At 61.7% G+C, this 14,229-nt stretch carries 12 protein-coding genes; 5 read left to right on the forward strand and 7 right to left on the reverse strand.

Annotation, left to right across the window (positions count from 1 at the left end):
- Positions 1 to 4: 4 nt before the first annotated feature.
- Complete coding sequence (gene oadA / locus BMH52_RS08525) at positions 5 to 1,813, forward strand: sodium-extruding oxaloacetate decarboxylase subunit alpha (RefSeq protein ID WP_003195730.1); 1,809 nt, start codon at positions 5 to 7, stop codon at positions 1,811 to 1,813.
- Between the two features lie 84 nt (positions 1,814 to 1,897).
- On the opposite strand, the gene BMH52_RS08530 is transcribed toward oadA, so the two are convergent.
- The gene (locus tag BMH52_RS08530; protein ID WP_073843382.1) at positions 1,898 to 3,199 is read right to left on the reverse strand and encodes an autotransporter domain-containing protein; all 1,302 of its coding nucleotides are present in this window, start codon (positions 3,197 to 3,199) and stop codon (positions 1,898 to 1,900) included.
- Positions 3,200 to 3,308: 109 nt separating this feature from the next.
- On the reverse strand, positions 3,309 to 6,275 hold the full coding sequence (locus BMH52_RS08535) for an autotransporter domain-containing protein (protein ID WP_073843385.1): 2,967 nt from the start codon (positions 6,273 to 6,275) through the stop codon (positions 3,309 to 3,311).
- Positions 6,276 to 6,498: 223 nt separating this feature from the next.
- On the opposite strand from BMH52_RS08535, the gene BMH52_RS08540 reads away from it, so the two are divergent.
- Together BMH52_RS08540 and BMH52_RS08545 are read left to right on the forward strand one after the other, a co-directional pair.
- Positions 6,499 to 7,839 carry a type II toxin-antitoxin system HipA family toxin gene (locus BMH52_RS08540; RefSeq protein ID WP_073843387.1) on the forward strand — a complete coding sequence of 447 codons (1,341 nt, stop codon included), beginning with the start codon at positions 6,499 to 6,501 and terminating at the stop codon, positions 7,837 to 7,839.
- Positions 7,836 to 8,114, forward strand: a complete 279-nt coding sequence (locus tag BMH52_RS08545) for a helix-turn-helix domain-containing protein (protein WP_014720548.1) — start codon at positions 7,836 to 7,838, stop codon at positions 8,112 to 8,114. The genes BMH52_RS08540 and BMH52_RS08545 overlap by 4 nt, the downstream gene beginning before the upstream one ends.
- A gap of 3 nt (positions 8,115 to 8,117) precedes the next feature.
- Here the strand turns inward: BMH52_RS08545 and BMH52_RS08550 are convergent, their stop codons facing one another.
- Positions 8,118 to 8,888 (reverse strand): amino acid ABC transporter permease, encoded by a 771-nt coding sequence (locus tag BMH52_RS08550; RefSeq protein ID WP_014720547.1) that lies wholly within the window; start codon positions 8,886 to 8,888, stop codon positions 8,118 to 8,120.
- Positions 8,885 to 9,706 (reverse strand): ABC transporter substrate-binding protein, encoded by an 822-nt coding sequence (locus BMH52_RS08555; RefSeq protein WP_073843390.1) that lies wholly within the window; start codon positions 9,704 to 9,706, stop codon positions 8,885 to 8,887. Before BMH52_RS08555 ends, BMH52_RS08550 begins: the two co-directional genes overlap by 4 nt.
- Before the next feature lie 114 nt (positions 9,707 to 9,820).
- Between BMH52_RS08555 and BMH52_RS08560 the strand changes: the two genes are divergently transcribed.
- Positions 9,821 to 10,723 carry a homocysteine S-methyltransferase family protein gene (locus BMH52_RS08560; RefSeq protein WP_014720545.1) on the forward strand — a complete coding sequence of 301 codons (903 nt, stop codon included), beginning with the start codon at positions 9,821 to 9,823 and terminating at the stop codon, positions 10,721 to 10,723.
- Between the two features lie 115 nt (positions 10,724 to 10,838).
- Here the strand turns inward: BMH52_RS08560 and BMH52_RS08565 are convergent, their stop codons facing one another.
- From BMH52_RS08565 to BMH52_RS08575, 3 genes are read right to left on the reverse strand one after another with little or no spacing between them, the layout of a single operon-like run.
- Positions 10,839 to 11,510 carry a GNAT family N-acetyltransferase gene (locus BMH52_RS08565; protein WP_073843392.1) on the reverse strand — a complete coding sequence of 224 codons (672 nt, stop codon included), beginning with the start codon at positions 11,508 to 11,510 and terminating at the stop codon, positions 10,839 to 10,841.
- A 10-nt stretch (positions 11,511 to 11,520) separates the two neighbouring features.
- On the reverse strand, positions 11,521 to 11,967 hold the full coding sequence (locus BMH52_RS08570; protein ID WP_073843394.1) for a GNAT family N-acetyltransferase: 447 nt from the start codon (positions 11,965 to 11,967) through the stop codon (positions 11,521 to 11,523).
- A complete protein-coding gene (locus tag BMH52_RS08575) occupies positions 11,964 to 12,602 on the reverse strand; it encodes an FMN-binding negative transcriptional regulator (protein ID WP_019818148.1) in 639 nt (212 codons plus the stop codon). The genes BMH52_RS08570 and BMH52_RS08575 overlap by 4 nt, the downstream gene beginning before the upstream one ends.
- Before the next feature lie 87 nt (positions 12,603 to 12,689).
- On the opposite strand from BMH52_RS08575, the gene BMH52_RS08580 reads away from it, so the two are divergent.
- Positions 12,690 to 14,228: a PLP-dependent aminotransferase family protein gene (locus BMH52_RS08580; RefSeq protein ID WP_019818147.1), complete on the forward strand. Its 1,539-nt coding sequence runs from the start codon at positions 12,690 to 12,692 to the stop codon at positions 14,226 to 14,228.
- Position 14,229: the final 1 nt, after the last annotated feature.

The following is a 14,229-nucleotide window of genomic DNA, read 5'->3' on the forward strand; positions in this document are numbered from 1 at the left end:
AACAATGAGCAAGAAGATCTTCGTAACCGACACCATCCTGCGCGACGCCCACCAATCGTTGCTGGCCACCCGCATGCGCACCGACGACATGCTGCCGATCTGCGACAAGCTCGACAAAGTCGGCTACTGGTCCCTGGAAGTCTGGGGCGGCGCAACCTTCGACGCCTGTGTGCGCTTCCTCAAGGAAGACCCGTGGGAGCGCCTGCGCCAACTGCGCGCCGCACTGCCTAACACGCGCCTTCAAATGCTGCTGCGCGGCCAGAACCTGTTGGGCTACCGCCATTACAGCGACGACGTGGTCAAGGCCTTCGTGGCCAAGGCGGCGGTCAACGGTATCGACGTGTTCCGCATTTTCGATGCGATGAACGATGTGCGTAACCTGCGCGTGGCCATTGAAGCGGTCAAGGCCGCTGGCAAACATGCACAAGGCACCATCGCCTACACCACCAGCCCAGTGCATACCGTGGAAGCGTTCGTGGCCCAGGCCAAGCAATTGGAAGCCATGGGCTGCGACTCCATCGCGATCAAGGACATGGCCGGCCTGCTCACGCCCTACGCCACTGGCGAACTGGTCAAGGCACTCAAAGCCGAGCAGAATCTGCCGATCTTCATCCACTCCCACGACACCGCCGGTCTGGCCGCGATGTGCCAACTCAAGGCCATCGAAAACGGTGCCGACCATATCGACACGGCCATCTCCAGCTTTGCCTGGGGCACCAGCCATCCGGGCACCGAGTCGATGGTAGCGGCCCTTAAAGGCAGCGAGTTCGACACCGGCCTCGACCTGGAACTGCTGCAAGAGATCGGCCTGTACTTCTACGCCGTGCGCAAGAAGTACCACCAGTTCGAGAGCGAATTCACCGCCGTCGACACCCGTGTGCAAGTCAACCAGGTGCCGGGCGGGATGATCTCCAACCTGGCCAACCAGCTCAAAGAGCAGGGCGCTCTTAACCGCATGAGTGAAGTGTTGGCCGAGATTCCACGAGTGCGTGAAGACCTTGGCTTCCCGCCGCTGGTAACGCCGACCTCGCAGATCGTCGGTACCCAGGCGTTCTTCAACGTGCTGGCCGGTGAGCGCTACAAGACCATCACCAACGAAGTGAAGCTCTATCTGCAAGGCGGTTACGGCAAGGCGCCGGGCACGGTGAACGAAAAACTGCGCCGCCAGGCCATCGGCAGCGAAGACGTGATCGACGTGCGCCCGGCGGATTTGCTCAAGCCGGAAATGACCAAGCTGCGCGGTGAAATCGGCGCATTGGCCAAGTCCGAAGAAGACGTGCTGACCTACGCCATGTTCCCGGACATCGGGCGCAAGTTCCTCGAAGAGCGCGACGCCGGCACCTTGGCTCCTGAAGTGCTGTTGCCGATCCCTGAAGCGGGCGGCGTGGCCCGTGCAGGCGGCGAAGGCGTACCGACCGAATTCGTTATCGACGTGCACGGCGAAAGCTACCGCGTGGATATCACCGGTGTCGGCGTGAAGGCCGAAGGCAAGCGTCACTTCTACCTGTCCATCGACGGCATGCCGGAAGAAGTGGTGTTCGAACCGCTCAACGAGTTTGTCAGCAGCGGCGGCAGCAAGCGCAAGCATGCCACCGAACCGGGCCATGTCAGCACGGCGATGCCGGGCAATATCGTCGATGTGCTGGTCAAGGTCGGCGACGTGGTCAAGGCCGGCCAGGCCGTGCTGATTACCGAAGCCATGAAGATGGAAACCGAAGTGCAGGCAGCGATTGCCGGCAAGGTGAGCGCTGTACATGTGGCCAAGGGCGACCGGGTGAATCCTGGCGAAATCCTGATTGAGATCGAAGGCTGATCACAGCCTTCGAGACTGACGTTTAATCCTCGGGGGGGCAGGTGCTCCCCTTTTTTTTCGCCTGAAATTCAGGCGTTCCCGGGCTTAGAAGCTCATTTTCCACTGGCCCATCAGGCCTTGTTCGTGGCCATGGTTGCCGGCTTGGCTGGTATAGGTCAGGCCGACGCTGTGTTGGGTGGACAAGGCAAGGTCCAGGCCTGCTTGCAAGTCAAAGCTATCGCGGTCCAGGGCGGTGCCAGTGATGGTGTAACCGTCGATCAGGCCTGGCGCATAGCGCGAGGTTTGGCGGACCTGGCTATTGACGTCGCCATACAGGTGCTTCCAGCTCGTACTTAGGTGAGGCGTGAGGCTCATGTTGTTGTCGAAGCGATACAGCGTTGCCAGGCGCAGGCCAAAGGTGCTGTTCAAGTTTCGCTGGGTTTGTGGGCCGACGTTCAATGCGGTTACGCCGCCGCTCTCTTTGAAACGGTCGCGCTGATAGCGTTGGTAGCCGAGGCCGACGAAGGGTTCGACAGTGGAATCACCGCTGCCCAATTGATAGCCGAGTTCGGAGAACAGTGTCTGGCTGCTGGCGTTGTATTTGCTTTTGAGCGAGTCGTGGTAATTGAGCAGGCTGACGCTGCGTTTGTTCTGCCCGGCATGGTTGCTGTAGATCGCCCCCAGGCGCAGGGCGAAGGGGCCGTCCTGGTGCACGGCGTAGCCGCCCAAGTGCCAGCTGTCCAGGTTGGCGGCATAACGCGGGGCATCGAAGTGGCTGGAGGTCTTGGCGCCCATGACACCCACCCGCCAGGCATGGTCGAGCGCCCAGTCGGCGCCCAGCAACAGGCCTTGGGTATCGTGCTTCAAGCCGGCGCTGCCGTGTTGTGCGTCTAGGCTGCCGCCGTTGCCCAGGCCTTGCACCCAGAAGTGGCCGTCGTCGTCAGTAGGCAGTGTGCGCAGGGTGGCGAGCAATTGGCGGCTCAGGTGCTGGGTGGTGGCCTGGGTTGCGGTGGCCAGGTTGGCGTTTTGGCTGGCGGCCAGTTGCTCAAGGGCTGCGCCGATCCCTCCGGGTTGCTTGCTCAATTGCTCAAGTGATTTTTGCAGCTCCTTGAGGTCTTCCGAGTCCAACTCGCCGGAGGCCACCAGTTGAATCACTGCCGGCTCCAGCACCTTGGCGACCTGCAGGCCGTTGTGCGAAGTGGCCTGCTGGGTGAGGAATCCGTCGAAGGGCGGTGGAATGGGCGGCGCTTCGAACTTGGGTATAAACGCCCCGCTATAGTCGGTGGCGTCGTAGGGATGGTTCTCATAGGGCTTGTATTCGATATCGCCTCGCGCGTGGGCGGGCTGAAAACTCGCGGCCACTGCCAGGCCGATGACGATTGCGATTCTTTGAAGTGTAAAGGGCATGAATTCCCAACCTCTGATGAATGAGGCCGGGAATTTAGGCGAGGTGCGGGGGGATAACTGTCAGGCTATCGACCACCGTTTTGCGGGAGTTGTCTCTAGTACGGTGCGATTAAAAACTCATCTGCCATTGGCCGGTCAGCGCATGGTTGCGGCTGTTGCTGCCCACTTCGCCGGTATAGCCCAGGCCCAGGCGATGACGGACGGATAAGCCTACGTCCAGGCCCGCTTCGAGCAACAGGCTGTCCCGATCCAGCGCACTGCCTTGCACATTGAAGACGGTGCCACCGGCCAGGAAAGCCTGGCGTGTGGTGCTGTCGACATCGCCATAGGTGTGCTTCCAGCCAACGCTGGCACGAGGTGTGAGGCTGACGCCGTTGTCCAGCTGGCTCAGGTGCGCCAGGCGAAGGCCGAAGGTGCTGCTGAAGTTGTCCTGGGTCTGGCCCTCGACATGCAACGCAGCGGCGCCGCCTTTTTCGTGATAGCCGTCGCGTTGGTAGCGCTGGTAGCCGAGGTTGGCGAACGGTTCTGCGCTCAAGCGGCCACTACCCATGGCGTAGCCCAGTTCAGCGAAAGCCTGCTGGCTGTTGGCGTCATAATCGCCCTTGGGGCGGTCGTTAAAACCGTTGAAGGCCACCGTGCGTTTACTGTCGCCCTGATGCCCGCTGTAGGCCGCACCCAGGCGCAAGGCCAGTGGGCCGCTCTGGCGCAGGGCATAGACGCCGGCGTGCCAGCTGTCGACGCTGCCGTCCACACCGGTGGTGTCCAGGTCGGTCTTGGAGTAACCGCCCAGCACACCCAGGCGCCAGTCACTATCCAGCGCCCAATCGGCGCCGAGCACTGTGCCTTTGGTGCGTTGGGTCAAGCCGTTACTGCCGTGCTCGCCATCGAGCTTGCCGTAGCTGCCGATGCCTTGCAGCCACAGGCGGCCGCGCGCGTTCGGGTCATTGAGGTTGCGCACCTCGGCGGGCACGCCGGTGGCGGCCAGTACCGGCGTATCTTGGTCATTGAGCCCCACCAGCAGTCCCGCACCGCCACCCACCTGGTGCATGGCGGCGAGCATGCTGTGGCCCACTTGCGCACTGGCATTGAGGGTGGCGCTGGTGAGGTTGGCGGTGCTACTGCCCGCCAGTTGCTCGATGGCTGCCCCGGCTGTGGCGCTGGTGGTATTGAGCAGGGCGTTGTACAGCGGGTTGTTCGTGCCCAGGCCTGCCAGGCTGTTGGCGGCGCTGGCGCCATTGCCGGTGCTGGCGAATTGGTTGAAGGCGATGTCGTTACGGGTGTATGTAAGGCCGACCTGAGTGGCGCTGTAATCCAGGGTTGGGGTCAGGAAGGCGTAGTCGCTGGTGACCTTGCCAAACGTGCCATTGATGCTGCCGGCTTGCAGCACGCTGTAATGGCTTTGCCAGGGGTAGGTGCCTTCGCCGGGGTTGACCGCCAGGGTCGCGCCATTGAGGTAAGCGGTGCCGCCGACCTTGATCGGCGCGCTGCTGCCGTCGGCGTTGACGCCATAGGCCAGGGTCGAGCCGCTGCCCATGCGCAAGTCGCGGTTGATGGTGGCGGTGCCCAACGCGGTGTTGGTCTGCAGGGTGCCGTTCACCACCAGGCTGCCCACCGAGCCGCCGCCGGCATACACACCGCCTGTGTCGACCGTCACGTTACCGGTAATCCCGCCTTGGTTGACCAGCTTGGCACCGCTGGAAATCTTGCCGCCGTCGCTGAAATCACCCTGGCCGGTCAACGTCCAGGTACCTTGCTTGACCTCCAGCCATTCAAGGTTGCGGCTGTCGCCAAAACTGCCCCCTGCGACGTCGTCCAGGGTCAGTCGGTCGTAACCACTGCCGCCGTCCACCGTGCCGATAAAGCGGCTGCCGTTGCGCAAGATCAGCTGGTCATCGCCGCCGCCCAAATCCAGGGCCAGGCCATTACTGCCGCTGATCGTGCCGCTGTTGATGACCGTGTCGGCGTAGTTGCCGACGAACTTCACGCCAAAGCCATCCAGGCCCTGAATCGTGCCGTGGTTCTCCAGGATGGTAGCCGCGAGCCCCGGCCCGTCGCTGCCGTCGTCCACCAGGATGGCATTGTTGGCACCCCTGACCAACGCGCCTTTGGCGTTGTAGAGAGAGCCACCGCCCAGGGCGATCCCTTCGCTGCCGTTGGCAAAGCCGTTCTTGTCGACACCCCCGGCGCCGACACCCTGGATGACGCCGTAGTTTTCGATATGGGCGATCTTGTCGATGTCCACGCCGTCACCGTCGCCATCCGGTTGCAGCCCGGAGAACGCGCCGGTGATGGTGCCGTGGTTGATCACAGTGCCGTCGCCATCGGAACCAAAGCCCGAGCCGTTGCGGCCGACCACCGTGCCGTAGTTGGTCAGCGTGGCGCCCTCGTCCGTGGTGATGCCATGGCGGCCACCGGAAATCAGGCCATAGTTGGTCACCGTCACGCCGCTGGCGGAGTCGATGTCCACGCCATCGAACTTGTCATCGCGAGAGAAGGTGTTGCCGGTGGAGATCTCACCGTAGTTAGTGATAGAGGCGTTGGCGCCAGTCTTCATGCCGTCGCTGGCCTCCCCGCGAATCAAGCCACCGGCACGGTTGATGATCGTGGTGGTGACGTTGCCGCTGCGCAGCGCATCCAGGTCCAGCCCTTGGCCGGTGGCCGAGCGAAGGGTGCCGCTGTTGTCGATCAGCACGCTGCCGCTGACAACGTTACTGTTGATGCGCAACGCATCATTGGCACCTTGAATCACCCCACCGGCAAGGTTGTAAATGCTGTACCTGCGCTCCCCGCTGACGCTCCCCGAACTGTCGATACCCCGACCGCCACTGGAGACCAGCTTGCCCGCGTTAGTCACCACCACCCCCGCACCGCGGGTGCCGTCCTTGAGCGTCACCGCCACCCCGGAGGTTGTAATGCTGCCAGGCGCCGACGTGGTCAACGTATCACTGCCACCCAGGGTTTGCCCCTGTGTCGTAGGCGTGTCGATCTGCAGGGTCTTGGCTGCGGCTGCTTCAATGAAACCGCCGCTGGCCAACAGGGTGATGGCGAGCGGGAGGCGTTGTGGACACGGGGGCATGCTGGGCGACCTTGTTATGGCAAGCGAGTCGACTGGTATAGCGCAAGGTCGTTGCAGAAATGTGTCGCAGTGATGACGGTCAAGTCGTATGCATTAAATTGCATATCTCCAGGTCTTTCCCCTCCATATCTGCATTTTAATGCATATATAAAGACACTCTGTGAGTGAGAAATGCACTATATTGCATGTGTTGCTCTCATCACTGCTTAGCAGGTGCACTAAATTGCAGAAAGACACCGCTTACTCTTTGACGCTGCAAATTTTCACCGCCGCGCACTGGCATGATGCTATGCGGCTTGAATTTCCTGAACCGCAACGGGGTTTTGTCGGGCCCTGCAGGTTTCATTACCGCCAGGATTATCTGGCCGATCACCTCGAAGAGATCCAGCAGCCTTTTTGCTACGCGGCCAGTGCCCGGTTCCCGCTGGATTGGGACGTTACGGTGCTCAAGTCAGCCCCCGCTTTTTTGCACGATATCGCGCCAGCCGGCGCGGCCAAGCGCTTTTTGATGCAGCGTCTTGGTCGTGAGAAACCCCAGGCCATCGATGACGACTTGTTCTTGCTGGGGCGCAGTACGCCGGCGCCGATTGGCAACATGCGGATCAAGGAGTCCATCCAAGCCCTGGACGGTGAAACCCCGATGGGGTTTGCACGACATGAGGTCGTCAGTCGCGATAGCCGTTTCCTGGAATATGCCTATGAACAAGGTGCTGCCATCGGCGGTGCTACCGGAGCAGGGGGCGAGGCACCGAAATTGTTGATGACCCAAGGCGTAGATGGCTTGCTGTATCCAGACGCGATCCTGAATGACGCTGACGTCGCTCAGCACTGGTTCATCAAGTTCGCGCGCAACCAGGCTACGCAGACTGATCAAGATATCCTGCGAAGTGAGTACCACTATTACCGGGCGCTTGAGTCTCTTGGCATCGAAACGGTCGCCACCCAAGGGCTGGCGCTGGAAGAGGCGACAAAACCCAGCCTGTGGATGCATCGTTTTGATCGCAGGCTGGGTGAGGGCGGTGTTGAACGGCTGGCCGTCGAGTCGATCTATTCCTTGGCCGGTGTGACCACCCCTGGCAGCTACATGGATCATCTGGAGGTGGTGAGGCTGTTGGTCGATCAATGGCGAGCAGTGGGACAAGAGGACCACGTCGCAGATCTGGTCGCAGAGTACCTGCGCCGGGATTTGCTGAATAAAGTGCTGGGTAATTCGGATAACCACGGCCGCAATACATCGATCATCCGCGAGCCCAAGGCGCTGCGCCTGGCCCCCATTTATGATTTGGCACCCATGGTAATGGACGCTGAAGCCGTCACTCGAACCACCAAATGGCCCAAACCCTTGGAAATCGCCGGGGATATCAATTGGCGAGCGGTATGCGAGGCTCTGGCCGACCTCGTCGACCCCGAGCAAAGCTTTGAACGCCTGCGACAAACAGCCGAGCACCTGCGTGCATTACCGGATCTTCTGGTGGCCAGTGGCGTGCCCGCTGTGACCTTGAATCACCCAAGCATCCCATTAGGGAAACTGGACCTGCGTCTCAGGCAGTGGGGGTTGAGATGACGATTAGCATGGATGCTCGTGCGTTGTTGATCGACAGCGTCGAACAAGGCTTGGCCGGTGGCTCGCTTGAGCTGGGCTCCGCCGTACGCCGCCTGCGCATCGAAGTGACCGGCCTGCACCAAAGCCAGTTCGCCAGAATGTGCAAAATTTCGGTGCGTACCCTGGTGCATATCGAACATGGGGATGGCAACCCAACCCTGAAATCGCTGAATGCCGTGTTTCGGCCCTTCGGTTTGCAGATGGGCGTGGTCAAGGTGCGGCGCAACAGGCCCTGACCGTCAACCGCGCCGCACGTAGCCCTTGCCGAAATGCCGCTCCATCCGCGCCTGGATCAATTCCAGCCCCAGGGACATCACCCAATAAATGATCGCCGCCGTCGTGAGCATCTCGATATAGCGGTAGCTTGAGCGGCCATAGGACTGCGCCAGAAACATCACTTCCCACACGCCCATCACCGAGATCAGGGAGGAGTCCTTGAGCATCGAGATGAACTGGTTGGTGGCCGGCGGGATGATGGTGCGCATGGCCTGGGGCAGGGTCACGTGCCAGAAGATCGCCCTGTCGCGCATGCCCAGGGCCAGCGCGGCCTCGCGTTGGCCGTGGGGCACGCCGAGGATGCCGGCGCGGAAAATCTCGCTCAGGTAGGCGCCGTAATTCAGTGACAACGCGATGATCCCGGCGACGATGGCGCCTGGCACCAGCCCCAATTGCGGCAGGCCCAGGTAGATCAACAGGATCTGGATCAGCAGCGGCGTGCCGCGAAAGAACGAGGCGTAGAAACTGGCGATGCCGAACGCCACGGCACTTTTGGACAGGCGCCCCAACGCGGTGATAAAGCCCAGCACCGACGACGCGACAATGGCGCACAGGCACAAGAACAGCGTCAGCGCCGCGCCTTGCAGGAAGCCGTTGGGCGCAAGGTGCAGGCCGACCAGGTTGGGCAGCTTGTCGAGGATGATCGAGAACTTCAGATCAAAGCTCAGGAAGAAACTCGCAAACAGCGCGAACAGCGCCGCCCAGGTCAGGTAAAGCCGTAGGCGAAAACTCATCGGCTGATATCGGCGCCGATCCATTTTTGCGACAGCGCGCTCAAGGTTCCGTCCTGCTTGAGCTGGGCGAAGACCTCACGCACTTTGCTGTCCCACTGTGGGTCGCCTTTCTCGATGGCCACCGAATTGGGCTCCGAGTACAGCGGCACACCGGCGAGCTTGAAGCGCTTGTCCTGGCTCAGGCGCGGCTGCGCGGTGACCAGGTTGGTGAGGATCGCATCCAGGCGCACGCCAGCGCCCAGGCCCAGATCCTGGAACGCCACGTTGTCGGTGTCGTACGGGGCGATCTGCACCTCCTCGAACGGGTACTGCAACTGCGTGTCTTCGGCGCCTTCGATCACCAGGTTCTTGTTCAGGTAGCTTTCGTAGCTAGAGGCGCTAGTGAGGCCGACTTTCTTGCCGCTCAGGTCCTTGGCTTCGTGGATGCGGTCGTCCTTGGCATTGACCACAATCACGGCGGGCGAGGCGTAGTACTCCACCGGGAAGTCGAACACCTCGGCGCGTGCCTTGCTCGGGGTCATGGAGCAGATGCAGATGTCGTAGCGTCCGCTCCAGCGGCCGGCGGCGATCACGTCCCAGGACGGAGTTTCCAGGCGCAACTTCACGCCCAGTTTTTGCGCCACGGCCTTGGCCACGTCCACGTCGAAACCGTCGAGCTGGTTCTGGTCATTGAGAAATGAAAACGGCGGATAGCTTTCCATCAGCACGCCGACCAGTTCTTTTTTCTGCTCGACACGATCCAGCGTGGCACCGCCAAAGGCTTGGGTTGAAGCAGCCAACATCGTCAGGCCCAGGGCCAACAGCGGTCTGAATTTCAAAATCGAACACCTGAATAAAAAAGAGGTTGTTATTAACCGAACGGTACGCATTAAATAGTTATAAGAACGACTCTCATAGTGAGTTATTTTCATAAGCATATGAGTAAAAAGCATATGGGCGCAGTAAGCACAGTAATTCTCGATGGTGGCATGGGCCGTGAACTGCAACGCCGTGGCGCGCCGTTCCGTCAGCCGGAATGGTCGGCACTGGCCTTGAGCGAAGCGCCGCAAGCGGTGGAGGCGGTGCACGCGGCCTACATCGACAGCGGCGCCAATGTGATCACCAGCAACAGTTACGCGGTGGTGCCGTTCCATATCGGCGAAGCGCGGTTCGCCCAAGAAGGGCAGGCGCTCGCCGCCCTGGCCGGTGAGTTGGCGCGACGGGCGGTGCAGGCCTCCGGTAAAGCCGTGCAGGTAGCCGGCTCACTGCCGCCGCTGTTTGGCTCTTATCGCCCAGATCTGTTCCAGGCCGAGCGCGTCAGTGAGTTGCTGACCCCCTTGGTGAACGGCCTGGCCCCGCATGTCGATCTGTGGCTGGCGGAAACCCAGAGCTCAATCGCTGAAGCACGGGCGATCCATGCCGGGTTGCCTAAGGATGGCAAGCCGTTCTGGCTGTCGTTTACCTTGAAAGACGAAGACACCGACGAGGTGCCGCGCCTGCGCTCCGGCGAACCGGTGGCGGACGCAGCCGAGGCGGCGGCGCAACTGGGCGTGCAGGTATTGCTGTTCAACTGCAGCCAGCCGGAAGTGATCGGCGCGGCGATTGACGCTGCCCGCCAGACCTTCGACCGTTTGGGTGTAGCGATTCAGATCGGCGCCTACGCCAACGCTTTCCCGCCGCAACCCAAGGAAGCCACGGCCAACGATGGCCTGGACCCGTTGCGCGACGACCTCGACCCACCCGGCTACTTGCAATGGGCGGCCGATTGGCAAGCGCGCGGCGCTAGCCATCTGGGTGGATGCTGCGGCATCGGACCGGAGCATATTGCGGTGCTGGCGCAGCGCCTGACCGACTGATTCACCGCTAGTCAAACCTGTGGGAGCTGGCTTGCCTGCGATGGCATCAACTGGTTTTGCCTGATACACCGAGGTGTCTGTATCGCAGGCAAGCCAGCTCCCACACATGTGAGCCTTAACCCCGACACTCTGCGAGTGTCTTCAACTGGCCCGAGTCACTCTGGTTCGCCTCCGACAACCACGCCTCAAACCCGGCACCGACCTTCGGCCATTCCGAATCCAGGATCGAATACCACGCGGTATCCCGGTTCCTGCCCTTGACCACCGTGTGCTGGCGGAATACGCCTTCAAAACTGAAGCCCAGGCGCTCGGCCGCGTACTTGGAGCGAGCGTTGGCGTTGTTGCACTTCCATTCCAGGCGACGATTGCCCTGCTCGAAGGCGTACTTGGCCAACAGGTAGACCGCCTCGGTGCTTTTGGGCGAGCGTTGCATCGACGCACCGAAGGTGACGTGTCCGATCTCGATGCGGCCTTGTTCGGGCACGATCGACATCAGGCTGAGGATGCCCTGGACCTGGCCGCTGGCGCGGTCGATCACGCTGAAAAAATACGGGTCGTCATGGGCCGCGTGATTATTCAGCCAGGCATCGAATGCGCTGCGTTCAGGGAAGGGGCCGTAGGGCAAATAGTCCCATAGCTTGGGATCGGCGCCGGGGCCTTGCAGGGCGTTGAACAGGTCATCGCCATGGCGCGCCGGGTCGAGTTTTTCCAGGCGGATAAAGCGCCCTTCAAGCAGTTGAACCGTGGGGGCCGGGACGCCTTTCCAATCAGCCAGGGAATTGATCATGCTGTGCTCCTTAAAGACCTTTGCGAAATTGGATGAGGCCTGGGCGTTCGGCGATGCGCTCGTAGAGTTGGATCGCGGTGGCGTTGGTCTCGTGGGTCAACCAGTGCACTTTGCAGCAGCCATCGGCCTTGGCGATGGCGTAGACGAATTCGATCAGCTTGCGACCTACGCCCGTGCCACGTTGGGTCGGGTCCACCAGCAAATCCTGCAGGTAGCAGGAGTTCTCGATGCTCCAGTTGGAGCGATGGTAGATGAAGTTGACCATGCCCACCGCCTTGCCGTCCTGCCAGGCCAGTGCTGAATGGGTCGGCTCGCGGGGGTCGATCAGGCGTTGCCAGGTGCTTTGGCTGACGGCGTCCGGCAGTTCGGTGTTGTAGAACGCCAAGTAGGCCTGCCATAGCGGCAGCCAGGCGGCTTGGTCGGCGGCTGTAACCTGGCGAATGTCGATCAAGCTCATTCTGAAACTCCTTGGGGAATAAAGCGGGCGAGGGTCTGGTCACGTACATCGGCACTGGCGGCCAGGCCGTCACGCACACCGGCCATGTCGGCGGCGCTGCGGTTCTGGCTGAGCTTGCGTTTGCCCACCAGGCGCTCGATCGGCAAGGCAAAGCCGACGATGGCCTTGAGCATGCCGTCAATGTAGTCCGCCGGTGCGTCGCTGACACGCCAGGGTTGGGCGCGGCCGCTTTCATGGCGGTCGGTGAGGGCGGTGACCACCTTGAGCAAGCGCTCGGCGTCGCTGAATACCGCAGGCGTGCCATAGGCGTGCACGGCGATGTAGTTCCAGGTCGGGACCACTTTGCCGTGCTCGGCCTTGGCGGGGTAAAACGCCGGGCTGATATAGGCGTCGGCACCGGCGAAGATCACCAGCGCTTCACCGCCATTTTGCAGCTCGCGCCATTGCGGGTTGGCTTTGGCCAAGTGACCGTACAGCGTGCCATTGGGCCCTTCATCGGGGTTGAGCAGCAAGGGCAAGTGGCTGGCTTGCAGGCCGTTTTCACCCACGGTTACCAACTGCGCCAGACGGGTGTGCTGGATCAGTTGCTGGATTTCGGGCAGGTCATCGAGAGCAAAGGCGCGGGGTGTGTACATGGAGATTTTCCTTGGCGAATGCCTGCATCCTAGGCAGGCTATTGGTTCGTTGTAAGAGCCATCTAACGCTATTTTTATAGGTCCAATATGCCGCCTGTCTCGCCACCGTTGTCCTTCAACCCCGCCGGTATCGAGCTGGACCGCCGCCAGGGCCTCACGCGCCAGCTGTATGAGGCCCTGCGCCAGCGGGTATTGGATGGGCGATTGGTCAGTGGTACGCGGCTGCCCGCTACCCGTGATCTGGCGGCGGCCTTGTCGATTTCCCGCAACAGCGTGGTGCGCGCCTACGATCAGCTGTACGCGGAGGGGTTTATCGAAAGCCGGGTCGGTGATGGCACCTATGTTGCCCAATTGCCGATGGCCGAAAAACTATCCACAAAAGTATCCACAGGGTTGTCAACAGGCTTATCCCCAGGTTTATCCACAAAATGGGCAAATTTGCCCGAGGATTTGGATGACGAAGTTATCCACAGCGCCGGTTTGGCGCGGGTAAAAGACCATCATCTGCCTCAGCCGCCGTTGGGGCCGCCTCGGGCATTTCGCGTGGGCGTCCCCGCTTTCGATCTGTTCCCATTTGAAGTATGGGCCAAGCTGAATGGGGCATTCTGGCGCAAACCCGACTTGGAACAGCTGTGCTATGGCGACCCGGCCGGTGACGGTCGCCTGCGCGGTTTGATCGCCGCCTACCTGCGCAGCTCGCGCGGCATGCAATGCACGGCTGAACAAATTGTGATCACCAGCGGTGCACAGCAGGCCATTAGCCTTTGTGCACAGTTGCTGGTGGAGCCTGGGGATGGCGTGGCGGTGGAAAACCCTGGCTATCGCGCGGCCGGCCATGCATTCGCTTTGGCCGGCGGGCGACTGCATGGCGTGCCGGTCGACGGCGAGGGCATGGATTGCCAGGTGCTCAGTACCCTCAATGATTGCCGCGTGGCGTATGTCACGCCTTCCCATCAGTACCCGCTGGGCGTGGTGATGAGCCTGGCTCGGCGCCTGGAATTGCTGGCCTGGGCCGAACGTTCAGGCGGTTGGATCGTGGAAGACGATTACGACGGCGAGTACCGCTACAGCGGCGCGCCGCTGTCACCGTTGGCCGCGCTGGATCGCAGTGGCCGCGTGCTGTATGTGGGCACCTTCGGCAAGGTGGCGTTCCCGGCGTTGCGCCTGGGTTATCTGGTGTTGCCACCGGGCCTGGTGCAAGCCTTCACCCGGCGCCGCGCCGTGGACGTGCGTCACTCCGAAGTCAGCACCCAGGCGGTGATGGCCGAGTTCATGGCGGCGGGGCACTTCCAGCGCCACATTCGTCGGATGCGTCGCGCCGCGCTCAGCCGGCGCAATGCGTTGTTGGCCGGATGGCCCACCGGGTTGCCCGGGGTCGGCGCGTTGCCAAATGCCGCGGCGGGTTTGCACATCACGGTGCGGGTGGACAGCCTGGCCCGGGAGCAGGCGTTGCTCGCTCAGGCCCGTGCAGTGGATGTCGAGATCAATGGTTTGAGCAGCTATTGGCTGGCTGGCACACGCCCGCCACCTGACCAGCATGCTGGCCTGGTGATGGGGTTTGCCGCCGTGCCGGAGGCGGCCATTGCGCAGGCGCTGGCGCGTTTGCGTCAAGCGTGGAAGGCGTAGC

This window comes from Pseudomonas sp. BTN1 (genome assembly GCF_001907715.1).
GTDB classification, from domain to species: Bacteria; Pseudomonadota; Gammaproteobacteria; order Pseudomonadales; family Pseudomonadaceae; genus Aquipseudomonas; species Aquipseudomonas paracarnis.